Source organism: Microbacterium enclense, from assembly GCF_001456955.1.
GTDB lineage: Bacteria > Actinomycetota > Actinomycetes > Actinomycetales > Microbacteriaceae > Microbacterium > Microbacterium enclense.
Genome location: NZ_KQ758472.1, coordinates 1 through 21,919, shown reverse-complemented (window position 1 = coordinate 21,919; position 21,919 = coordinate 1). Strand labels below are relative to the sequence as shown.

Annotated in this window: 20 protein-coding genes; 10 read left to right on the top strand and 10 right to left on the bottom strand. The window is 70.2% G+C overall.

The window, feature by feature from the left end:
* Positions 1-236: 236 nt before the first annotated feature.
* From AS029_RS11815 to AS029_RS11790, 6 genes are all read right to left on the bottom strand, one after another.
* Positions 237-1,781 carry a sensor histidine kinase gene (locus AS029_RS11815; protein ID WP_323339617.1) on the bottom strand — a complete coding sequence of 515 codons (1,545 nt, stop codon included), beginning with the start codon at positions 1,779-1,781 and terminating at the stop codon, positions 237-239.
* Positions 1,778-2,512 carry a response regulator transcription factor gene (locus AS029_RS11810; protein ID WP_058232809.1) on the bottom strand — a complete coding sequence of 245 codons (735 nt, stop codon included), beginning with the start codon at positions 2,510-2,512 and terminating at the stop codon, positions 1,778-1,780. The genes AS029_RS11815 and AS029_RS11810 overlap by 4 nt, the downstream gene beginning before the upstream one ends.
* 45 nt (positions 2,513-2,557) lie before the next feature.
* The gene (locus AS029_RS11805; RefSeq protein WP_058232808.1) at positions 2,558-2,932 is read right to left on the bottom strand and encodes a VanZ family protein; all 375 of its coding nucleotides are present in this window, start codon (positions 2,930-2,932) and stop codon (positions 2,558-2,560) included.
* 50 nt (positions 2,933-2,982) lie between these two features.
* The gene (gene gndA / locus AS029_RS11800) at positions 2,983-4,578 is read right to left on the bottom strand and encodes an NADP-dependent phosphogluconate dehydrogenase (protein ID WP_058232807.1); all 1,596 of its coding nucleotides are present in this window, start codon (positions 4,576-4,578) and stop codon (positions 2,983-2,985) included.
* An 89-nt stretch (positions 4,579-4,667) separates the two neighbouring features.
* Positions 4,668-5,180 carry a gluconokinase gene (locus AS029_RS11795; RefSeq protein WP_058232806.1) on the bottom strand — a complete coding sequence of 171 codons (513 nt, stop codon included), beginning with the start codon at positions 5,178-5,180 and terminating at the stop codon, positions 4,668-4,670.
* Positions 5,181-5,201: 21 nt separating this feature from the next.
* Complete coding sequence (locus AS029_RS11790; RefSeq protein WP_058232805.1) at positions 5,202-6,605, bottom strand: GntP family permease; 1,404 nt, start codon at positions 6,603-6,605, stop codon at positions 5,202-5,204.
* A 125-nt stretch (positions 6,606-6,730) separates the two neighbouring features.
* On the opposite strand from AS029_RS11790, the gene AS029_RS11785 reads away from it, so the two are divergent.
* Complete coding sequence (locus AS029_RS11785) at positions 6,731-7,441, top strand: FadR/GntR family transcriptional regulator (protein ID WP_058232804.1); 711 nt, start codon at positions 6,731-6,733, stop codon at positions 7,439-7,441.
* 18 nt (positions 7,442-7,459) lie between these two features.
* Here AS029_RS11785 and AS029_RS11780 read toward each other — a convergent pair whose 3' ends face one another.
* Positions 7,460-8,359, bottom strand: a complete 900-nt coding sequence (locus AS029_RS11780) for an NAD(P)-dependent oxidoreductase (RefSeq protein WP_058232803.1) — start codon at positions 8,357-8,359, stop codon at positions 7,460-7,462.
* 110 nt (positions 8,360-8,469) lie between these two features.
* On the opposite strand from AS029_RS11780, the gene AS029_RS11775 reads away from it, so the two are divergent.
* The 6 genes from AS029_RS11775 to AS029_RS11750 all read left to right on the top strand — a co-directional run bounded on the left by AS029_RS11775 (position 8,470) and on the right by AS029_RS11750 (position 14,602).
* On the top strand, positions 8,470-9,525 hold the full coding sequence (locus tag AS029_RS11775; protein WP_058233074.1) for a D-2-hydroxyacid dehydrogenase: 1,056 nt from the start codon (positions 8,470-8,472) through the stop codon (positions 9,523-9,525).
* A gap of 42 nt (positions 9,526-9,567) precedes the next feature.
* On the top strand, positions 9,568-10,362 hold the full coding sequence (locus AS029_RS11770; RefSeq protein WP_058232802.1) for an IclR family transcriptional regulator: 795 nt from the start codon (positions 9,568-9,570) through the stop codon (positions 10,360-10,362).
* A gap of 279 nt (positions 10,363-10,641) precedes the next feature.
* Entirely contained in the window at positions 10,642-12,057 is a 1,416-nt protein-coding gene (locus tag AS029_RS11765) for an MFS transporter (protein ID WP_058232801.1), read from the top strand.
* The gene (locus tag AS029_RS11760; RefSeq protein WP_058232800.1) at positions 12,054-12,821 is read left to right on the top strand and encodes an SDR family oxidoreductase; all 768 of its coding nucleotides are present in this window, start codon (positions 12,054-12,056) and stop codon (positions 12,819-12,821) included. The genes AS029_RS11765 and AS029_RS11760 overlap by 4 nt, the downstream gene beginning before the upstream one ends.
* Positions 12,822-12,835: 14 nt before the next feature.
* Positions 12,836-13,558 (top strand): fumarylacetoacetate hydrolase family protein, encoded by a 723-nt coding sequence (locus tag AS029_RS11755; RefSeq protein ID WP_228375944.1) that lies wholly within the window; start codon positions 12,836-12,838, stop codon positions 13,556-13,558.
* A gap of 9 nt (positions 13,559-13,567) precedes the next feature.
* Positions 13,568-14,602: a zinc-binding dehydrogenase gene (locus tag AS029_RS11750; RefSeq protein ID WP_058232798.1), complete on the top strand. Its 1,035-nt coding sequence runs from the start codon at positions 13,568-13,570 to the stop codon at positions 14,600-14,602.
* A 39-nt stretch (positions 14,603-14,641) separates the two neighbouring features.
* Here the strand turns inward: AS029_RS11750 and AS029_RS17990 are convergent, their stop codons facing one another.
* Positions 14,642-14,767, bottom strand: a complete 126-nt coding sequence (locus tag AS029_RS17990; protein ID WP_267127753.1) for a hypothetical protein — start codon at positions 14,765-14,767, stop codon at positions 14,642-14,644.
* 291 nt (positions 14,768-15,058) lie between these two features.
* On the opposite strand from AS029_RS17990, the gene AS029_RS11745 reads away from it, so the two are divergent.
* Together AS029_RS11745 and pth are read left to right on the top strand one after the other, a co-directional pair.
* Positions 15,059-15,697 (top strand): 50S ribosomal protein L25/general stress protein Ctc, encoded by a 639-nt coding sequence (locus AS029_RS11745; RefSeq protein ID WP_058232797.1) that lies wholly within the window; start codon positions 15,059-15,061, stop codon positions 15,695-15,697.
* A gap of 129 nt (positions 15,698-15,826) precedes the next feature.
* Entirely contained in the window at positions 15,827-16,411 is a 585-nt protein-coding gene (pth, locus tag AS029_RS11740) for an aminoacyl-tRNA hydrolase (protein ID WP_058232796.1), read from the top strand.
* Between the two features lie 221 nt (positions 16,412-16,632).
* Here pth and AS029_RS11735 read toward each other — a convergent pair whose 3' ends face one another.
* Positions 16,633-17,130, bottom strand: coding sequence for a hypothetical protein (locus tag AS029_RS11735; RefSeq protein ID WP_058232795.1), 498 nt, complete (start codon positions 17,128-17,130; stop codon positions 16,633-16,635).
* Between the two features lie 139 nt (positions 17,131-17,269).
* Complete coding sequence (locus AS029_RS11730) at positions 17,270-17,755, bottom strand: hypothetical protein (RefSeq protein WP_058232794.1); 486 nt, start codon at positions 17,753-17,755, stop codon at positions 17,270-17,272.
* Positions 17,756-17,830: 75 nt separating this feature from the next.
* Here AS029_RS11730 and mfd point away from each other — a divergent pair, with 75 nt between their 5' ends.
* Positions 17,831-21,418, top strand: a complete 3,588-nt coding sequence (gene mfd, locus AS029_RS11725) for a transcription-repair coupling factor (RefSeq protein ID WP_058232793.1) — start codon at positions 17,831-17,833, stop codon at positions 21,416-21,418.
* Positions 21,419-21,919 lie beyond the last annotated feature (501 nt).

The window sequence follows — 21,919 nt, the reverse complement described above, 5'->3', positions numbered from 1 at the left end:
AGCGTGTGCCGGAACGGCGGTCGAGATGACCAATGCGAAGAATGCGACGGTGAAGACCCCGCAATTGCGTGCCCGAATCAACACACGTACCTCCGAATGCTCCATCTCGTTTTTCACGAGAGGGGCCTGGGCCGCCCAGGCGTTGCTCAGCATATCGAGAGGGACATTCCTGACGAGCAATCGACGGCGAATGCAGACTGCCGGTCATTCCCATTGTCGATCGCGCCGGTTCCCCCTCAGACCGGGTCGGCCGGCTTCGCCGGCAGCCGCACCTCGAAGGTCGTGTCTCCGGGGACGCTGCGCACTGAGATGGTGCCGCGGTGGGCCTCGACGATCGCGCGGGCGATCGAGAGTCCGAGCCCCGTGCCGCCGGTCTTGCGGTCGCGCGAGCGATCGGCGCGCGCGAAGCGCTCGAACAGCTGGGCCGCGACCGAGGGGTCGATGCCGGGGCCGTCGTCGTGCACGCGCAGCACCGCTTCGGCGCCTTCGTGCGCGACCGACACGGCGACCTCGCTCCCCGGGGGAGTGTGGGTGCGGGCATTGGCCAGGAGGTTGGCCACGACCTGGTGCAGGCGCGAGGCGTCGCCGGCGAGCTCGACCGGCTGGTCGGGCACGTCGATCGTCCACGAATGGTCAGGTCCGGCGGGGCGGGCGTCGCCGACCGCTTCGACGGCGAGGCGTGTCAGGTCGACGGAGCCGTAGACGAGCTCCTGCCCCTCGTCGAGGCGGGCCAGCAGCAGCAGGTCTTCGACCAGCGTGGTCATGCGGATCGACTGCGCCTGGATGCGCTCGAGAGACTGCTCGGTGGTCTCCACGGCCAGGGCGACGCGCTGGCGGCTCTCATCGTCCTGCGCCTGCCGCATGGCGCGTAGCGACAGTTCGCTGAACCCGCGGATGGATGCCAGGGGCGTGCGCAGCTCGTGACTGGCATCCGCCACGAATCGGCGCATCAGCTCTTCGTTGCGTTGGCGAGCGGTGAGCGAGGCGTCGACGCGGTCGAGCAGGGTGTTCAGCGCCGCACCGACCTGCCCGATCTCGGTGGTCGTGTCGACCTGATCGGCGGGCACGCGTTCGGTGATCGAGACGTCGCCCTCTTCCATGCGCAGCGAGGCGACGCGCGTCGCGGTCTCGGCGACGGCGCGCAGGGGGCGCAGACCGAGGCGGATGACGATGGCGATGATGACGGCGAGCAGCAGCAGGCCCCCGGCGGTCACGAGGGCGACGGTGGTGAGGATCGCGCCGATGGTGCCGGTGACGTTCGACAGGGGCAGGCCCACGAGGAACGCGCCGCCGCCGGGCGCGGCGTACGACCGCACCAGGTACTCGCCCAGGTTCGGCAGGTTCACCGTCAGTGCCGAGTCGTCCGCCGACTGCAGGCTCTTGGCGATCTGACCGAGGTCGTCGTCGGTAAGGGCGCGGGGCCCGTCGGAGTCGACGACGGCGCCGGTGATCCGCTCCGAGGTGACGGAGTTCAGCACGAGGAGCGTGCCGTCGGGGAAGCGCGTCGATTCGAGCACGTTCTCGGCACTCGACTGGAAGGCGGCACGCGGCTGGATCGACGACGCCGTGTCGGTGACGGAGGCGTCGAGGTTGTAGATCAGCACCTGACTGAGGATCGCGCTGGTCGAGATGCCGATCATCACAAGGATGAACGCGACCATGCCGATCACCGCGGTCATCAGACGCGCCTGCAGCGTCCACGGACGCCGCAGCCGTGCGCGCACGCTCTCGCGCGGGCCCGCGTCCGGCAGCGGGGGAGCGGGTCGGGGCAGGATGCTCACTGAGGAGCTTTGATCATGTAGCCGACGCCGCGGACGGTGTGGATGAGCGGCTCCTGGCCCGCGTCGATCTTCTTGCGCAGGTACGAGATGTACAGCTCGACGACGCTGGAGCGCCCGCCGAAGTCGTAGTTCCACACACGGTCGAGGATCTGCGCCTTCGACACCACGCGACGCTGGTTGCGCATGAGGAAGCGCAGCAGCTCGAATTCTGTCGCGGTCAGCTCGATCTCTCTGCCGGCGCGCACGACCTCGTGGCTGTCCTCGTTCAGAGACAGGTCGCCGACGCGCAGGATCGGCTCGGAGTCGCGCGTGAGCGCGGTGCCGGCGCGGCGCATGAGGCCGCGCAGACGCGCGACGACCTCTTCGAGGCTGAACGGCTTGGTGACGTAGTCGTCGCCGCCCGCGGTGAGACCGGCGACCCGGTCGGCCACCGCGTCCTTCGCCGTGAGGAAGAGCACGGGCACGTCGTTGCCCGAGTGGCGCAGCCGCTGCAGCACCGCCATGCCGTCGAGGTCGGGCATCATGATGTCGAGCACCATGGCATCCGGTTCGAAGTCGCGAGCCGACTGCAGCGCGTCGAAGCCGGAGCCGGCGGTCTTGACGTCCCAGCCCTCCATGCGCAGGGCCATCGACAGCAGGTCGGTGAGCATCTGCTCGTCGTCGACGACGAGAACGCGCAGGGCGCTCCCGTCGGGGCGGGTGAAGGCGGGGGCGGCGGCGGTCGCGGTCATGCGACTCATTGTGCTCTCGTATCTATGAGCTTTCTATGGCACCGCTTATGTGCTCGCTGTGAACGCCCGCACGCGCAGGGCGAGCGCGATGCCCAGCGTCGCGCCGGTGGTGTTGGCGACGAGATCGCGCACGTCGGCCACCCGCGTGGGCAGGAAGAGCAGCTGGATGGTCTCGATCGCGGTGCTCACCACCACGGCGATCAGGATGCCGTGCCACCACCGCCCACGCCATGCGATGACGAGCATTCCCAGCGGCACGAACAGGGCGACGTTGGCGACGAACTCCACCAGGTCGAGGGTGACCCAACCGGTCGGCGGCCAGGAACGCAGCGCCCGCACCACGGCGTCGAGCACGCTCGCGGTGTCCGCGTCGTAGATCGAGGGGCGCAGCGTCATCCACCACACTCCCCACGCGTACAACGCCGAAGCGGCGACGAGCAGTGCCCGTCGCCGCTTCGTGACCGCCTGCGTCAGTGGGTGTCCTCGGCTTCGATCTCGGTGCGGTCGCCCGACCAGAGGGTGTGGAAGGTGCCCTCCTTGTCGATGCGACGGTAGGTGTGAGCGCCGAAGAAGTCGCGCTGACCCTGGATGAGGGCCGCGGGCAGACGCTCGGCGCGGAGGCCGTCGTAGTACGCCAGCGAGGAGCTGAAGGCCGGGGCGGGGATACCGCCGGCCGCGGCGAGCGAGACGATGGTGCGCCACGAGTCCTGCGCGCGGCCGAGGGCCTCGACGAAGTACGGCGCAGTCAGCAGCACGGGCAGCTCGGGCTGCGCGTCGTACGCCTCGGCGATGCGGTTGAGGAACTGCGCGCGGATGATGCAGCCGCCGCGGAAGATCTTCGACACGGCGCCGAGGTCGATCTTCCAGTCGTACTGCGCGGCTCCGGCGCGGATCTCGTCGAAGCCCTGGCTGTAGGCCACGATCTTCGAGGCGTAGAGCGCCAGGCGCACCTGCTCGATGAACGCGTCGGCGTCGTCGCCCGAGAGCACGTCGGTGCCCGAGGGGCCGGGGAGCTCGCGAGAGACCTCGCGCTGCTCGGGGTGGCTCGAGAGCGAGCGGGCGAAGGTGGCCTCGGCGATGCCGGAGACGGGCACACCGAGGTCGAGGGCGGTCTGCACCGTCCACGCGCCGGTGCCCTTCGCACCCGCCTGGTCGAGGATGACGTCGACCAGCGGCTTGCCGGTCTCGGCGTCGACCTGGCGGAGCACCTCGGCGGTGATTTCGATGAGGTAGGACTCCAATTCGCCGCGGTTCCACTCGGCGAACACGTCGGCGATCTCGGCGGGGGTCTTGCCGGTGGCGTGGCGGATGAGGTCGTAGGCCTCGGCGATGAGCTGCATGTCGGCGTACTCGATGCCGTTGTGCACCATCTTGACGAAGTGGCCGGCGCCGTCGTGTCCGACGTGGGTGACGCACGGCTCGCCCTCGGCGATCGCGGCGATCGACTTCAGGATCGGGCCCAGCGTGGCCCAGGCCTCGTCGGAGCCGCCGGGCATGATCGAGGGGCCGAGCAGGGCGCCCTCTTCACCGCCCGAGACGCCCATGCCGACGTAGTTGATGCCGGTGTCGCGCACGGCCTTCTCGCGGCGGATGGTGTCGGTGAACAGCGCGTTGCCGCCGTCGACGATGATGTCGCCGGGCTCGAACACCTTCACCAGCTCGTCGATGACGAAGTCGGTGGGGCGGCCGGCCTTGACCATGATGATCGCGGTACGGGGCTTCGACAGGGAGGCGGCGAAGTCCTCGTACGAGAACGACGCGACGAACTCGGCCTCGGGGTGCGCCTCGAGCAGCTCGTCGGTCTTCGACCGCGACCGGTTGAACACCGCGACGGTGTTGCCCTCGCGGCTGGCGAGGTTGCGCGCCAGGTTCGAGCCCATGACGGCCAGGCCCACGACGCCGATGTTCGCGCGGGCGTCGCCCTCGCCCTCGGGGCGGGAGTCGGCCTCGGCGGTGGGACGCGCCACCTCTTCGATGCCGGGCGCACCCTCGTGCACCTGCGCGGCCTCGTGAGGGGCCTGATCCTGGTCGGTCGAGGGTCCGGTCGGGGAGGGGGTCGACGTCATTCGTTTGCTCCGTAAATCGGCTGCGAGAAGGGGTTTCGGGCGCACGTGGGGTTGCCGATGCCACTTTATCGGCTCGGCTCCGGCGTGTTTCAGGCGGGGGTCAGGCGCAGACGGTCCACGACGTCGTCCACCTGCTGCTGCGGGGTGAGATCGAGGTCGACGCGAATGGCCTGCTCGTCGGCATCCGGGATCTCCAGGGTGTCGAACTGCGAGGTGAGCAGCGACGGCGGCATGTAGTGGCCCTGGCGGCGAAGGAGACGCTCGAGCACGAGGGCCGGGTCGCCCATGAGCAGCACGAACGTCACGTCGTCGCGGCGGAGCACGTCGCGATAGCTGCGCTTGAGCGCGGAGCACGTGATGACGCCGGGGCGGCCGGCGGCGATCTGGCCGTCGATCCAGGCCGCGACGCGGTCGAGCCAGGGCCAGCGGTCGTGGTCGTTGAGCGCGTGGCCCGAGGCCATCTTGGCGACGTTCGCCTCGGGGTGCAGATCGTCGCCCTCCTGGAAGTCCCAGCCGAGGCGCCCGGCGAGCATGCCGGCGACGGTGGACTTACCGGTTCCGGCGGGTCCCATGAAGACCAGGACGGGGGTGGTGGATGCCATGGTGCTTTCTTTCCGTTCCGGTCAGACGAAGGCGCTGATGACGAGGACGCCGGCCAGACCCGTGACCGAGATCACGCACTCCAGCACGGTCCATGTTTTCAGCGTCTGCGGGATGTTGAGGCCGAAGTACTCCTTGATGAGCCAGAACCCGGCGTCGTTGACGTGGCTGAGGAACACCGAGCCCGCGCCGATCGCAAGGACCAGGAGCGCCGTCATCGGGGCGTCGAGCGTCTCGGTCAGCGGCTGCAGGATGCCGGCGGCGGTGATCGTGGCGACGGTCGCCGAGCCCGTGGCGACGCGGATGACGACGGCCACCAGCCAGGCCAGCAGCAGCACCGAGACGCTGGAGCCGGCGACCAGGTCGGCGATCACCTTGCCGATGCCCGTGTCGACGAGCACCTGCTTGAAGCCGCCGCCCGCGCCCACGATGAGCAGGATGCCGGCGATCGGTCCGAGCGAGGAGCCGACGACGTTCGTGAGCTTGGCGCGGTCGAAGCCGGCGCCGCGACCGAGCACGACGAAGCCGACGAGAACGGCCAGCAGAAGCGCGATGATCGGCAGGCCCAGGAAGTCGATGACGACCTTCCACGCGGCGTCCGAGCCGGGCGCGGCGATGTCGGCGACGGCCTTCAGCAGCATGAGGAAGACCGGCAGGAGGATGCTGCCGAGCGTGGCGGCGAACGACGGCCGGCGCGCGGGCTCCTCGCCCTTCTCCTCCGCCGAGACGAAGAGGTCGGGGACGGGCACGGGCGCCCAGCGGGCGGTGATGGGCGCGAACAGGGGTCCCGCGATGATGACGGCCGGGATGGCGACGATCACGCCGAAGAAGAGCGTGAGACCCAGGTTCGCGCCGAGCGCGTCGATGGCGGCGAGGGGGCCGGGGTGCGGCGGCACGAGGCCGTGCATGGCGGAGAGCCCGGCGAGGGTGGGGATGGCGATCTTCATCAGCGCGACGCCGGACCGGCGGGCGACGAGGATGATCACGGGAACCAGCAGCACGAGGCCGACCTCGAAGAACATCGGCAGACCGATGATCGCTCCGATGAGGCCCATGACCCACGGAAGCGAGCGCGGGGTGGCGCGGGCGACCAGGGTGTCGACGATGCGGTCGGCTCCGCCCGAGTCGGCGAGGAGCTTCCCGTAGATCGCCCCCAGCGCGATGAGGATGCCGACGCCGCCCATCGTCGAGCCGAAGCCGCCGGTGAAACTCGTCACGGCGGTGGCGATGGGCATTCCGGCGATGACGCCCGTGGTGAATCCGCCGATGGTCAGGGCGAGGAAGGGGTGCAGCTTGCCCCAGGTGATGAGCACGACGATGAGGGCGATGCCGATCAGCGCGGCGGTGATGAGCTGCCCCGCAGGAGCGGCGGTCGCCGGTTCGGCGGCGGCGAGCACGAGGTGAGCGGGAAGGGGGGTGAGGGCCATGAGCGTCCTTGTTCCGGCGGGTGGCGGCGATGCCATTGCTATTTGTCGTACATAAAAACACAGATTGACAAATTCTGCACGACGAATGCCGCGAATGCTCTCGACACGTCTGGCATCATCGAAGGATGACGACGGAGCGCGCCGATGCGGCCTCTCTGCACGACGCCCTCGTCGAGCGCCTCGGCTCGGCCATCGTTCGCGGCGATCTGGCCGCGGGATCGCGGTTGATCACGGCGGAGTTGTCGACCGGTTCCTCTCGCGGCGCCGGGCGCGAAGCGGTCCGCGTGCTGCAGTCCCTCGGTCTCGTGCGAGTCAAGCGGAAGACCGGCGTCGAGGTGCTGCCCGCGACGGAGTGGAACGTGTACGCGCCCGAGATCATCGCCTGGCGCCTCGCCGGGCCCGGCCGCGACGCCCAGCTGCGCGAGCTCAGCGCGCTGCGCGGGGCCATCGAGCCCCTCGCCGCGCGGGCCGCGGCGGCATCCGCCACCGACGCCCAGCGACGGGAGCTCGTCGCCGCCGTCATGGAGATGGCTCGTACCGAACGCGATGCCGACGGCGCCGAGTACCTCGCCGCCGACGTGCGCTTCCACCGCACGCTGCTCGCGGCATCCGGCAACGCGATGTTCGCGGCCCTGGGTTCGGTCGTGGAGTCGGTGCTCGTCGGGCGGACCCTGCACGACCTCATGCCGCACGACGCCAATCCGCATGCCGTGCGGTGGCACCAGGACGTGGCCTTCGCCGTCACGGCGGGCCGCGCCGACGAGGCCGCCCACGCGATGGGTCTCATCGTGCGCGAGGCGGGCGAGGCGATGGCATCCGTCACCGCGGCGCAGTGACCCTCGGCCGCTCGGTCCTCACTCCGAGGCGCTGCGCTCGGCGGTGAAGCGACGGGTGACGGCGATGTCGCGTTCGCCCAGCCCGCGTTCGACGATCTCGTCGAAGGATGCGCGCAGGGCGGGCAGCAGCGCGGGCCGGGTGTCGGTGGCATCGGCGATGTCGGCGGCGAAACGAAGGTCTTTCACCATGTACGCCGCGACGCCGCTGGGGGAGTCGTCGCCGGTGACGAGCTTCTCGCGACGGCTCTCGAGCAGGTTCGATCCCGCGTACCCACCGCCGAGCAGCGACCACAGCGCTGCCGGGTCGACGTCGGAACGGGCGGCGAGCTCGGTCGCTTCGCCGAGGGCCAGGATCGTCGCCGCCACGACCATCTGATTGCAGGCCTTGGCGACTTCGCCCGCCCCCAGTGGGCCGAGGCGCACCGGTGTGCCGCACGGGGCCAGCAGAGCGGCGGCGAGCTCGGTGTCGTCGGGGGAGCCGCCGAGCATGATCGACAGGCGCCCGGCCTTCGCACCGTCTTCTCCTCCCGAGACGGGGCAGTCGACGACCCGGATGCCGGAGGGCAGGCGGTGCGCGAGCTCGCGCACGCCGACCGGCGACGACGTCGAGCCGATCAGCAGTAGGAAGTCCCGCTCGCCGATGCCGGCCAGCAGGCCGTCGGGCCCGTCGAGGTGCTCCTCGAGCTGAGGCAGATCCGGCAGCATCACGAGCACGGCGTCGGTGGCGGCGCCGAGCTCTCGGGCGGTCGGGGCCCAGGTGGCGCCCGCCTCGGTCAGGCGCGGGCGTTCGCGCCGCGCGTGCACGGTCAGTGCCCCGCGTGCGCCGAGGAGGTGCTGCGCCATGGGCTCGCCCATGGCGCCGAGGCCCCAGACGCCGAGGCGGACGGCGGCGGATGTCTCATCTTCGAGGTGGCTCATCACGCCATCGTACCGGCTGGACAAGGGGTTGAACAGGGTTCAGTATGGTGAACGAGCATTCACGCGAGCCGCATCGGTCGCTGACCGGTGCGGCGGAGGGAGAGACGACGATGTCGACGAACGAGAGCCTACGCGCGGTGGTCGCCGTGCCCCTGAAAGAGGAGCACTGCCGCCTCATCGAGCGCCTCGAGCCGCGTGTGCGACTCGTGCGCGACGCCCGCCTGACCCACCCCATGCGCGGACCCGCCGACTGGTCGGGCGACCCCGATCACTCGCGCACGGCGCAGGAGCAGGCGGAGTTCGACGCCATGGTCGACTCGGCAGACGCGCTCTTCGGCATCCCCGACGTCGACCCCGCGGCCCTCGCCCGGACGGTGGCGGCGAACCCGCGTCTGCGATGGGTCATGACGACGGCGGCCGGAGGTGGCGGGCAGGTCAAGGCCGCCGGTCTCGACCCCGCAGCGCTCGAGCGCGTCGTGTTCACCACGAGCGCCGGCGTGCACGGAGGGCCGCTCGCCGAATTCGCCGTGTTCGGCGTGATGGCCGGGGCGAAAGACCTGCCGCGCCTGGCGCGCCAGCAGGCCGAACGACGCTGGACCGACCGGTGGGAGATGCGCCAGGTCGACGAGATGACCGTCCTCGTGGTGGGACTCGGGGGAATCGGCGCCGAATGCGCGCGTCGTTTCCGGGCGCTCGGTGCCGAGGTGTGGGGCACGACCCGCTCCGGTGCCCCGGTCGAGGGCGTCGACCGCCTGGTCCCGCTCGACGGCCTGGAGCGCGCCGTCGGTGAGGTGGATGCCATCGTGGTCACTCTTCCCGGCACCGACCAGACGCACCATCTCATCGACGAGGGCGTCCTTGCGGCCGTCAAGCCCGGCGTCATCCTCGCCAGTGTCGGCCGCGGAACCGTCATCGACGAGGCGGCGCTGCTCGGCGCGCTCGACGACGGACGGGTGTCGTTCGCGGCCCTCGACGTGTTCGAGGTGGAGCCCCTGCCCGCGGACTCCCCGCTGTGGCGGCATCCGCGGGTACTGGTGAGTCCGCACACCGCCGCGCTCAGCAGCAAAGAGGAGGAGCGCATCGCGCGCCGCTTCGCCGAGAACGCCACGCGCCTGCTCGACGGCCAGCCGATGCGGGCGGTAGTCGATACGGTCGAGTTCTATTGACGAAGGGCCGACGAGCGACGCCGGCACGACGAGGAGGTCACGGTGAGCGATGACGAAGCGGGCGCTGTCACGCGCGATCCTGCGCCGGCGGTGGGGCGCAGCATCCGCCTGCTGGGTCTCCTCGCCGAGGCCGGGCGCGCGCTGACGCTCACGGAGCTCGCGGCGGGTCTCGGTCTGGCGAAGTCGTCGACGGCGAACCTCTGTCTCTCGCTCGAGGCCGAGCGCATGATCGAGCGCTCGCCCCTCGGATACCGGCTCGGCATCCGCACGGCCGAGTTGGGCGGCGCCTTCGCCGCGCAGTTCAACCAGGTGCGCGAGTTCTACGCGGTCTGCGAGACGTCGCCGGTGCTGGCGAGCGAGCTCGTGCAGGTGGCCGTCCTCGACGACACCGACGCGCTGTACCTCGCCCGGTACGAGGGGTCGCGTTCGGTGCGGTTGGGAACGCCGCTCGGCTCGCGCCTGCCCGCGGCGCTGTCGGCCACGGGTCGCGCGCTGTTGATGACGCGTGGCGACGACGACGTCCGCGCGATGTTGTCGGCCGGTCGTCCCCTGCCGCAGCTCACCTCGCACAGCACGATCGACGTGGAGGCCGTGCTGGTCAAGATCGCCGCCGCGCGCGAGCGGGGCTGGTCGGTCGATGACGAGGAGTCGTTCCGCGGCATCGTCGGTGTCGCCGTCCCTCTCGAGGGCTGGGCGCCGGGCGACCCTCAGCTGGCGCTGGGTGTCGGTCTCCCGGTGGCGGATGCCACCCCCGAGCGCATCGAGCGCGTCGGTATCGCGCTGCGCGAGGCTGCCCGGGCCCTGACGAACCCGTTCAGCGCGTCGCGCTCCGCCTGACGCCGCCGTCCCCGGCCGGCGCAGCCGCGCCGCGCCCGCCCGCCCGGTCTCACGCGCTCCGGCGCCCGCCCGCGTCCGCTCGGCGCGCTCGATCCCGCACCCGCACGATTCGGGGCGGATTCCGCGCCTTGGGGCGGAAAGCGCCCGCCCCAGACGGCCGATACCGCCCCAAAGCGCCGCGATTCACGTCTCGCCGCAGAACTTCGGTTCAACATATTGAACTGTGTACACAGGGTTGGTACAGTCGGCTCGTCGCAAGACCCCAGCCGATCGAAGGAGATGGCCGTGACCACTTCATCCACACCGACGCCGCAGACGACGGATGATCCCGAATACGCCGCGAATCTTCGCCGCGCTACCCTCGCCTCGAGCATCGGCAGTGCGCTCGAGTACTTCGACTTCGCGCTCTACGGACTCTCGACGGCACTGATCTTCAACGTCCTGTTCTTCTCGCAGGACAACCCGGCCCTCGCCACCGTCGCCGCCTTCGCGACCTACGGCGTCGGCTTCCTCGCCCGCCCGTTCGGGGGCCTTTTCTTCGGCGTCCTCGGTGACAAGCTCGGTCGCAAGTGGGTGCTGGTCATCACGATCCTGCTGATGGGCGGTGCCTCCACGGCGATCGGTCTGCTGCCCACGTACGAGGCGGTCGGCATCCTGGCTCCGATCCTGCTCGTGATCATGCGCTTGCTGCAGGGGTTCGGTGCCGGCGCCGAACAGGCGGGTGCCACCGTGCTCATGGCCGAGTACGCGCCGGTGAAGCGCCGCGGATTCTTCTCGGCGCTGCCGTTCATCGGCATCCAGGCGGGCACGCTGCTCGCGGCCGTCGTCTTCAGCCTCATCTCGCTGCTTCCCGAAGACCAGCTGCTCAGCTGGGGCTGGCGCGTGCCGTTCCTGGCGTCGTTCGTGCTGATCCTGCTCGCGCTGTTCATCCGCATGCGGCTGCGTGAGACGCCCACCTTCATCGAGCTCGAGAAGACCGAGCAGATCGCCGAGCGCCCCATCCGCGACATCTTCACCCGCGGCCTGCCGGGCGTCATCGTCGGCATCGGCCTGCGCATGGCCGAGAACGGCGGCTCCTACATGTTCAACACCCTCGCGCTGACGTTCTTCGTCGCCAGTGTCGGCGGTCAGGCCGACCGCAGCCTGCTGACCTGGGGTGTCACGCTGGGCTCGCTCATCGGCATCTTCTCGGTGCCGCTGACGGGGGCGCTGTCCGACCGCATGGGTCGGCGCACCGTCTATCGCATGGGCGCGCTGTTCATGCTCGTGTTCACGTTCCCGGCTTGGTGGCTGATGTCGCTCGGCAGCTACCCGATCACCATCGCCGTCATCGCGATCGGCATCGGCGTCGCGGTGAACTCCATGCTCGGACCCCAGTGCGCCATGCTCCCCGAGCTCTTCGGCAACCGTCACCGCTACCTCGGCGTTGCCATGGCTCGCGAGATCTCGGCCGTTCTCGCCGGTGGCCTCGCGGGTGTGCTGGGCGCGTACATCATCGCCGTCAGCGGTGCGAACTGGCTGCTGCTGGCCATCTACATGGCGACGCTCGCGCTGATCACCACCGCCTCCACCTTCCTCGTGCCCGAGACGCTCCGCCGCGACCTCACGCGCACCGACGACGCGATCAAGGTGTCGCGCGAAGAGGCCGGTGAGGGCGTGGATGCCACCACGGTCACCGTCCGGACCATCCGATGACCCGCGCGTTCGACCTCACCGGCAGGCTCGCCCTCGTCACCGGTTCCAGTCGCGGGATCGGCCGCACCCTCGCCCAGGGGCTCGCCGAGGCCGGCGCCACGGTGATCGTCCACGGACGGGATGCCGCCACCGCGGGCCGCGCCGCCGACGAGATCGCCGCGGCGACCGGTGCCACCGTCCACGTCGCGACCTTCGACGTGGGCGACTCGGCCGCCGTCGATGCGGGGATCGCGGCCATCGAAGACGCCCACGGCACCCCCGACATCGTCGTGAACAACGCCGGCGTGCAGCGGCGCGCCCCCATCGCCGACTTCGCCGACACCGACTGGGACGACCTGATCCGCACGAACCTCTCGAGTGCGTTCTACGTCTCGCGCCGGGTGGCGCGGGGGATGATCGAGCGTGGCTCGGGCAAGCTCGTGCAGATCGGCAGCGTGCAGTCGCAGCTCGCACGTCCCTCGATCGCCGCCTACGGCGCGACGAAGGGTGCCATCGCGATGCTCACGAAGGGCTTGTGCGCCGACCTGGCACCGCATGGCATCCAGGCGAACGCGATCGCGCCCGGCTATTTCGCGACCGAGTTGACGCAGGCTCTCGTCGACGACGAGACGTTCTCGGCGTGGGTGCGCACGCGCACCCCGGCGGGACGATGGGGGGACACCAGTGATCTGGTGGGGACGCTGGTGTTCCTCTCCAGTTCCGCGAGCGACTTCGTCAACGGTCAGACGATCTTCGTCGACGGCGGAATGACGGCGGTGGTCTGATGCGCATCGCGCGGGTGATCACGCCGGACGGCGCGCGGACCGTCCGTGTCGCCGACGACGGCCGCTACGTCCCGATCGCCGATCCGTACGTCGCCTTCGCGGCGGGGACCGAGCCGCAGGATGCCGCCGTCGAGATCCAGGGGGAGCTCACCGCCCCGTGCTCGCCGACGGTGGTCGTCGGCATCGCCCAGAACGGCCCCGATCACGCGTCGCCGGTGCAGGCGTGGCTGAAGAGCCCGCGGACGGTCGTCGGCCCCGGGGCAGTGGTGCCGTTGCGCCGTGACGCCGGCCGGACCGTGGCCGAGGCGGAGGTGGCCGTCGTCATCGGGCGCGACACGTCGGGCCTCACGGCCGAGAACGCGCACGAGTACGTCCTCGGCGTCACGGCCGTCAACGATCTGTCGAGCCCCGACCGTGCCGTGGTCGATCCGCGCAATTTCGAGTCGAAGTCGGGAGAGGGGTACACCCCGCTCGGGCCCTGGATCGACTCGGCGCTCTCGCTCGACGACGACCTGCCGATGGTGCTGCGCGCCGACGGCGAGGCCCGTGCCGTGACCTCCACCGGACGGCTGCCGATGACGCCGCGCGCATGTCTCGCCTACGTCGCGGCGTGGACGACGCTCGGCCCGGGAGATGTCGTCATGATGGGCGCCCCGTACTCGCAGGCTGCCGTGCAGCCCGGCGAGACCATCGACGTGATCGTCGGCGAGCTGCGCCTGACCACTCCCACCTCGTAAGGAACGACGATGACCAATCTCGCCGTGGTGGCCCACGCGGCCGACGACCTCCGTATCGACGACATCGGCGAGCCGATCCCGGATGCCGACGAGGCCGTCGTCGCGGTCGCCTACGGCGGTGTGTGCGGCTCCGATCTGCACTACTGGCGGCACGGCGCGGCCGGCGCATCGATCCTGCGCGAGCCGCTCGTGCTGGGTCACGAGCTGTCGGGCACGGTCGTCCGCGCGGCGGCCGACGGCAGCGGCCCCGCCGTCGGCACGCCCGTGGCCGTGCACCCGCTGACCCCGCGCGGCGACGGCGTGACGCCGTGGCCCGAGGAGCGACCGAACCTCGCTCCGGCATCGACCTACCTCGGGTCCGCGATGCACCTGCCGCACACGCAGGGCGGCTTCGCCGAGCGGGTCGCCCTTCCGACGCGCATGCTGTTCCCGCTGCCGGCCGGACTCGACCTGCGCACCGCCGTGCTGGCCGAGCCCGCCGCCGTCGCGTGGCATGCCGTCGGGCAGGCGGGCGACGTCGCAGGCCGCCGCGTCGCGGTCATCGGCTCAGGGCCGATCGGCCTGCTCGCCGTCGCCGTCGCGCTCCACCACGGCGCCGCCGAGGTGATCGCCACCGATCTGCACGAGCTGCCCCGTTCGCTCGCCGAGGCGCGCGGCGCCCGTGCGCTCGACGCGCGTGACGAAGCCGCGATCGCCGAGCTGCACGCCGACGTGGTGATCGAGTCGAGCGGGACGGTGCCGGGACTGGCATCCGCCATCGCCGCCGCCCGCCGGGGCGGAACGGTCGTGCTGCTCGGCCTGCAGGCCGCCGGGGGAGTGACGGCGCCGCTGGCGACCGCGATCACGCGCGAACTCACGCTGACGGGGTCGTTCCGCTTCGGCGGGGAGTTCGTCGACGTCGTTCAGGCGCTGGCCGACGGGTCGCTCGACGTGGACGGCATCGTCACGCATGTCGTTCCGGCCGGAGATGCCGTGACGGCCTTCGCGACCGCGGCGGACTCGTCGGCGTCGTCGAAAGTGGTGCTCGCGTTCGACGGGAGGTGAGCCCGGCGCGACGCGACCTCTCCGGGGAGGCGGTCGGCGTCAGTGCTTCTTGTAGCCGGCGTTGCGACCCATCGAGAACAGGGCGCCGACCGTGCCGACGAGGCCGATCGTGGCGATGCCACTGATGACCCAGAGCACGACGTGAGAGAAGAAGCCGCTGTCCATGATGATCCTCCGGGTCGGTGTGGCCCTTCGATCCTACCGTCGTGCGAGGGCCGCCTCCGCCGGGCCGGTGGGAGCCGTTCGTCACGCGGGCGTGTCGCTGGTAGACTTCCGGGGAACTTCGGCGAGGGATTGCTGCGCACCGGCCGGTGCACGTGGCATCCGTGATCGACGCGGTGATGCAGGCTCCCCGGCTTTCCTCACGCGCTCGCGTTCGAGTCGAATCCAGACCACACAGGTGCGGGCCACGTCCCGCTCACAAGCTGCGGGCCGCGTGCTCGCGAGGAGAACATCATGTCGGAAGACAACAAGGTCGTCGCGGAGCTCCGCGAGAACTTCGGCAAGGGCTTCGCCCGTCGCCTCCGCGCCGCGGGCAAGATCCCGGCCGTCATCTACGGTCACGGCACCGAGCCTCAGCACGTGGCCCTCCCCGGCCACCAGGTCGCGCTGCTCATCCGTCGCGCCAACGCGCTGCTCGACCTCGACATCGCGGGCAAGAGCCAGCTCGTCCTCGTGAAGGACGTGCAGAAGGACCCCGTGCGTCAGATCATCGAGCACATCGATCTCATCGTCGTGAAGAAGGGCGAGAAGGTCCAGGTCGACGTTCCCGTCATCCTCACCGGCGAGCCCTTCTCCGGCACCGTCGCCATGCTCGACACCGCCTCGGTGTCGCTCGAGGTCGAGGCCACCCACATCCCGCAGAACGTCGAGGTCGACGTCGAGGGCGCCGAGGACGGCACGCAGATCACCGCGGCCGACCTGAAGCTGCCGCAGGGCGCCACCCTCGTGACCGAGCCCGAGACCCTCATCGTCGGTGTCTCGATCCCGCTCGACACGATCGCCGCCGACGAAGAGATCGCCGAGGCCGACGCCGAGGTCGCCGAGGAGCAGTCCGAAGAGGCCGAGTCGGCCGAAGAGGGCGACGACAAGTAATCCCGCGCGGGCTGCGGCCCGCCGATCACGAGGGGGCGCGTTCTCGCGCCCCCTCGTTTTCTCATTCGGGCGTGCACGCCCGGCTCGAGCGCGCGGAGCGAACCCGCGCCCTGCGGAAGGATGGATGCCATGGCAGACACCTGGCTCATCGTGGGTCTCGGCAACCCGGGCCCGCGGTACGAGGCGACCCGCCACAACGTCGGTCAGATGGTCATGGACGAACTCGCCGCCCGTCGGCGCGAAGCCTTCCGGGCGCACAAGGCGAACGCCCGGGTCGTCGAGACGTGGCTCCGGCCGGGAGCGGCCAAGCTCGTGCTCGCCAAGCTCAACTGCTTCATGAACGTCTCGGGCGGACCCGTCGCGTCTCTGGCGCGTTTCTACGGCGTCGATGCCGGTCGCGTCGTCGTCGTGCACGATGAGCTCGACATCCCCTACGACACGATCAAGCTCAAGATCGGCGGCGGCCACGGCGGACACAACGGCGTGCGCGACATCGCCAAGGCGCTGGGCACGCCCGACTTCCCGCGCGTGCGCGTGGGCATCGGTCGTCCCGTCGGTCGCCAGGACCCCGCCGACTGGGTGCTCGACCCGTTCGGTTCGGTCGAGCGACAGACCCTCCCCATCCTGATCTCGGATGCCGCGGATGCCGTTGAGTTCCTCGTCGACGAGGGCATCGTCGCCGCGCAGCAGCGGTTCCACGCGCCCCGCGCCTGATCGTTCCGCGCGCTCGTGGAGTCCCCGCTCCGCAGGTCCCTGACCCTGTCGAAGGGCCGGGTCAAGAGGTGCGTGCTCCGTAGGTCACCGAGCCCGTCGAAGGGACCGGTCGCGAACCCGGGCTCCGTCCCCTCCGACGTGGGGCATCCGCGTCGACGCCGCCGCACGAACGACGAGACCCCGACCTCGAAAGAGGTCGGGGTCTCGTGTCGCGAGCAGTGTCACATCGTGGAACCGACTCCGGCCGCCGCGCCGACGCCCAGGGCGGTGATGACGACGATGCCGCCGAGCACGGCGATGACGATCGCGGCGATGCCCCAGCCGCGCCCGCGGTTCTTGATCGCGGCGACGATGCCCTGGATGAAGCCCCAGAGCCCCAGGATGCCGTAGACGGCGAACGCGGCGACCGAGAGCACCCCGACCGCGATGGCGGTCTGCTCGGCACCCGGAGGCAGGGTGTTCGGGTCGAGCTGGCCGGTCGAGGTGTCGGCGTACTGGGCGATGCCCGCGGTCTGCAGACCCGCGACGAAGGCGAGGATCGCGCCGATCACGACGCCGAGGAGGGCCGCGACGAAGGCGATGACGCCGAGCTTCTTCGACACCGGCGCGCGGTGCTCCGGTACGTACGCGGGTGCGGCGTAGGCGCCGGGTGCCGCGTGCGCGTCGCTGCGCGTGGACGGCGGTTCGTACGGCTCAGGCGGCGGCGGTGTGGTGCTCACGTGATGCTCCTGTGGTCGTCGGGGGCAGGACCTGCCCGTATCGGCTGTGGGTGCGGTGCGCCCCTTGCCGCGAGTGTAGAGAAGCGCCGGCCGCGGCTTCGCGGGGCTGGACGTGCCCCCTGCCGGCGCGGTATCGCGCTCAGGCCGGGATGACGCCGCTGGTCGTCGTCGCCAGACCGGCGAACAGGCCGACGGCGGTGAGGCCCCCGAAGACGAAGGGTCCGAGAACCGACACGACGATCGCGGCGATGCCGGCGCCGCGTCCCGAGCCGACGGCCGCGGCGACGATCCCGAGCACGAGCGCGGCGACGCCGATGACGCTGCCGGCCCAGAAGGCGATCTCGCCCAGAAGGACGACGTCTCGCACGGGCGAGAGCACCCGCCAGTCGAAGGGGCCCGCGGACAGCGTTTCGAGGCCGGGAGCCGCGCCGCGCGCGGTGCGGAAGGCGGCGAAGCCCCCGACGGCGGATGCCAGGACGGTCGCCACGATCGACAGCAGAAGCGCCGCGGTCCCGAGCGGACGCCGACGGCGGCCGACAGGCGGAGTCGTCAGCAGTGTCCCGACGGGGGGCGCGACGTGCGGCGCGGCGAAGACCGGTCCGTCCGGCGTGCGGGGGGAGGTCATGCGGTCACTCTACGAGACGACGACGGCGCCGCCGCGGCCGGCCCGATGTCGGAGGCCCCGCGTAGACTCGTCAGAGTGACAGTTCCCGGGATCGTTCGCGCGCTCGAGCAGGCTGAGTCGTATCGTGAGGCCGCTTCCGCGGCATCCGGCGACCTGTCCCTCTCCCTCGTCGATGGCCTCGACGCCCCCGTCATCGCGGGCCTCGTCGAGCGCCGTCGCGCCGCGGGTGAGCCCGGCGCGGTGCTGGTCATCGCCCCGACCGGCCGTCGCGCCGAATCGCTGGGTCCGGCGCTGGATGCCGTGCTCCCGGGCGCCCACGTGCTGCACTTCCCCGCCTGGGAGACGCTCCCGCACGAGCGCCTCAGCCCGAGTCCCGAGACGGTGGGCCGTCGACTCGACGTGTTGCGTCGCATCGCCGGGTGGGACGGCGAGGCGCCCCTGGTGGTGACCGCCTCCGTGCGTAGTGCCCTTCAGCCGCTCGCTCCTGGACTCGGCGACGTGGAGCCTGTGCTGCTCGTCGTCGGAGGCCGCGGCCACGAGCTCGAGATAGTGACGACCCGCCTCGTCGAGTTGGCGTACCACCGTGTCGACATGGTGTCGCGACGTGGTGAGTTCGCCGTGCGCGGTGGCATCCTCGACGTCTTCCCGCCGGTGGCCGATCACCCCTACCGGGTGGAGTTCTTCGGCGACGAGGTCGATCAGATCCGCGCGTTCTCGGTCGCCGATCAGCGGTCGCTCCCGGGCGAGGTCTCCGCGGTCACGCTGGTTCCCAGCCGCGAGCTGCTGCTCACCGCCGAGGTGCGTGCGCGCGCCGCCGAGCTACGCGACGGGTACCCGGGCTTGCGGCAGCTGCTTGAGAAGATGGCCGAGGGCATCCCTGCCGAGGGCATGGAGTCGCTCATCCCCGTGCTCGTCGATGACCTCGTCACGCTCGTCGACTACCTGCCGGCGGGGAGCGCGGTTGCGCTCGTCGACCCCGAGCGATCCCTGGCCCGTGCGACGACGCTCGGCGACACCAACCGCGAGTTCCTCGAGGCAGCGTGGTCGGCCGCGACCGCGGGCGCCGATACTCCCGTCGACCTCGATTCCGGCGATTTCGTCACCCTCGACGACCTGCACGAGATCGCCGGCGGCCGGGGTGGCGTCTGGTGGCAGCTGAGCGCGTTCGACTCGGGGGCTGCGGATGCCGAAGACGAGGGTCTCGTCGTCGGCGATGACTCCGCCCATCGGATCAAGGCCGATGCCGTTCCGTCCTTCCAGGGCAACGTCGACGGCGCCACCGCGCACGTGGGCCAGCTGTTGTCCGAGGGCTGGTCGGTGGTGGTGACGGCCTCGGGTCCCGGCATGGTCGACCGCGCGCGCGACGTTCTCGCCGAGCGCGGCATCGCGGCGCGCCGCGTCGACGACGTGCGAGCGGTCCCCGAGCCGGGTGTGGCGCACGTCGTGTGCGCTCCGCTCGAACGGGGCTTTCACCTCGTCGAGGCGAAGTTCGCCGTCATCACCGAGACCGAGTTCTACGGCCGGTCGGTGGGCGGCGACAACCGAGGGGCGAAGAAGCTCGCCTCCCGGCGTCGCAACGTCGTCGATCCGTTGCAGCTCAAGCCGGGCGACGTCGTCGTGCACGCCACGCACGGCATCGGCAAGTTCCTCGAGCTCACGCAGCGCGAGGTCTCCAGTGGCGGGCGCAATGCGGTGAAGACGACGAAGGAGTACCTCGTCCTCGAGTACGCCCCGTCCAAGCGCGGGTACCCGGGCGACAAGCTCTTCGTGCCGACCGACCAGCTGGATCTGCTGTCGAAATACGTCGGCGGCGAGGCCCCGACCCTGTCGAAGATGGGCGGCAGCGACTGGGCCGCGGCGAAGGGCCGAGCCCGCAAGGCCGTCCGCGACATCGCGGTCGAGCTGGTGAAGCTGTACTCGGCGCGCATGGCATCCAAGGGTCATGCGTTCGGTCCCGACACCCCCTGGCAGCGCGAGCTCGAAGAAGCCTTCCCGTTCGCCGAGACGCAGGACCAGCTGCAGACGATCGACGAGATCAAGGCCGACATGGAGAAGCCGATCCCCATGGACCGCCTCCTGTCGGGCGACGTCGGTTTCGGCAAGACCGAGGTCGCCGTCCGCGCGGCGTTCAAGGCCATTCAAGACGGCAAGCAGGTCGCGATGCTCGTGCCGACCACCCTGCTCGTCAAGCAGCACCTCGAGACCTTCGCCGAGCGCTTCGCCGGCTTCCCGGTGACGGTGCGTCCGCTTTCGCGCTTCCAGACCGACAAAGAGGCGAAGGCGACCCTCGCCGGCATCACCGACGGAACGGTCGACATGGTGATCGGCACGCACCGCATCCTGACCGAGAAGGTGATCTTCAAAGACCTCGGGCTCATGATCATCGACGAGGAACAGCGCTTCGGTGTCGAGCACAAAGACGCGCTGAAGAAGCTCAAGACCAATGTCGACATCCTCGCCATGAGCGCCACGCCCATCCCTCGCACACTCGAGATGGCGGTCACCGGCATCCGCGAGATGTCGACGCTGGCGACCCCGCCGGAGGATCGGCACCCGATCCTGTCCTACGTGGGCGCCCGCAACGACAAGCAGATCGCCGCGGCCATCCGACGCGAACTGCTGCGCGAGGGACAAGTGTTCTACGTGCACAACCGCGTGTCGTCGATCCAGCGGGTCGCCGCGCACCTCGCCGAACTCGTACCCGAGGCGCGCATCGTCGTCGCGCACGGTCAGATGGGTGAACACGCGCTCGAGCAGGTCGTCGACGACTTCTGGGAGCGGCGCGCCGACGTACTGGTGTCGACGACGATCATCGAAACGGGCCTCGACATCTCCAACGCCAACACGATCATCATCGATCGCGCTGACAAGTACGGCCTGTCGCAACTGCATCAGCTCCGCGGCCGCGTGGGCCGCGGTCGAGACCGCGCGTACGCCTACTTCCTGTACGACGAGATGAAGCCACTGTCCGAGACGGCGGCAGACCGTCTCGAGACCATCGCCGTCAACAACGATCTCGGCTCCGGCATGCAGGTGGCGCTGAAAGACCTCGAGCTGCGCGGGGCCGGAAACCTGCTCGGCGCAGAGCAGGCCGGGCACATCGCCGGTGTCGGGTTCGACCTGTACCTGCGCATGATCGGCGAAGCGGTGTCGACCTTCCGCGGCGAAGACGTCGACGGCCCCACCGAGCTGCGTCTGGAACTCCCCGTCGACGCGCGCCTGCCGGAGTCCTACATCGACAGCGAGCGGCTGCGTCTCGAGGCGTATCAGAAGCTGTCGGCCGCGGCATCCGCCACCGCCAAGGACGACGCGATCGACCTGGTCGTCGAGGAGCTCCGCGACCGTTACGGCGAGCCGCCCGCCGAGGTCGAGGGCCTCATCGCCGTTGCGCGCCTGCGTCGGCGCGCGGCACAGGCGGGTCTGGCCGACGTGGTCGCGATGGGTTCGAACCTGCGCATCGCCCCGGCCCACCTTGCGGAGTCGATGCGGGTACGCCTGCAGCGCCTGTACCCGAAGGCGAAGCTGGTGGCGGGAGGGGATGCCATGGTGGTCCCGCTGCCGCAAGACGTCGATGACACGAATCTCATCGCGTGGGTCCGGCAGCTGCTCGACGCGCTGTGGCCCCTCCTTGTCGAGAAGACAGCGGAGGCGGCGAAGGCCTGAGCAGATCAGCCCCCGCCGGACGACGCTTGGTGAGACCCGATCGACGAACAGTCGGTCGGGTCTCGTCGTTCACTCGCCCGTTTCCGCGGGTTTACGGGTGCGACACGCCCGGGGTGTGGTGTGGATTCGACGGGTGGGTGGTTGGCACGTAAGTTATTACTTGTTCGCCCCACAGGGGAGAGCGGAGAGGCCGGAAGGCCCCGCTTCGTCTCAAGTGGCGGACCGTGCAGGACCTCGCCGGATGGTGTATGGTTTTGCCTCGGTCGTTCGGCCGGTTTTCACGACGTTGATCTTGTTGGGTCCCACGGTGAGAGCTTGAAGGTTCGAACGGTCCGATTTTGATGTGAACTGCCCCACGGGTTGGTCGGAAGACTGTTGCTTGTGGGTGCGTCCGTTCCTTGAGAACTCAACAGCGTGCACTTGTCAAATGCCAATTTATTCCTCGTCGGTCTTCGGACTGCGAGAAATTCCTTTGGATCAAAGACCAGCCCTTTTGGGGGT

Coding starts and splice junctions, on each gene's coding strand:
- AS029_RS11810 (WP_058232809.1), bottom strand. CDS start 2,512: ATGACCGCGACCGCCGCCGCCCCCGCCTTCACCCGCCCCGACGGGAGC.
- gndA (WP_058232807.1), bottom strand. CDS start 4,578: ATGACGTCGACCCCCTCCCCGACCGGACCCTCGACCGACCAGGATCAG.
- AS029_RS11795 (WP_058232806.1), bottom strand. CDS start 5,180: ATGGCATCCACCACCCCCGTCCTGGTCTTCATGGGACCCGCCGGAACC.
- AS029_RS11790 (WP_058232805.1), bottom strand. CDS start 6,605: ATGGCCCTCACCCCCCTTCCCGCTCACCTCGTGCTCGCCGCCGCCGAA.
- AS029_RS11785 (WP_058232804.1), top strand. CDS start 6,731: ATGACGACGGAGCGCGCCGATGCGGCCTCTCTGCACGACGCCCTCGTC.
- AS029_RS11780 (WP_058232803.1), bottom strand. CDS start 8,359: ATGAGCCACCTCGAAGATGAGACATCCGCCGCCGTCCGCCTCGGCGTC.
- AS029_RS11775 (WP_058233074.1), top strand. CDS start 8,470: ATGTCGACGAACGAGAGCCTACGCGCGGTGGTCGCCGTGCCCCTGAAA.
- AS029_RS11765 (WP_058232801.1), top strand. CDS start 10,642: ATGGCCGTGACCACTTCATCCACACCGACGCCGCAGACGACGGATGAT.
- AS029_RS11760 (WP_058232800.1), top strand. CDS start 12,054: ATGACCCGCGCGTTCGACCTCACCGGCAGGCTCGCCCTCGTCACCGGT.
- AS029_RS11750 (WP_058232798.1), top strand. CDS start 13,568: ATGACCAATCTCGCCGTGGTGGCCCACGCGGCCGACGACCTCCGTATC.
- AS029_RS17990 (WP_267127753.1), bottom strand. CDS start 14,767: ATGGACAGCGGCTTCTTCTCTCACGTCGTGCTCTGGGTCATCAGTGGC.
- AS029_RS11745 (WP_058232797.1), top strand. CDS start 15,059: ATGTCGGAAGACAACAAGGTCGTCGCGGAGCTCCGCGAGAACTTCGGC.
- pth (WP_058232796.1), top strand. CDS start 15,827: ATGGCAGACACCTGGCTCATCGTGGGTCTCGGCAACCCGGGCCCGCGG.
- AS029_RS11730 (WP_058232794.1), bottom strand. CDS start 17,755: ATGACCTCCCCCCGCACGCCGGACGGACCGGTCTTCGCCGCGCCGCAC.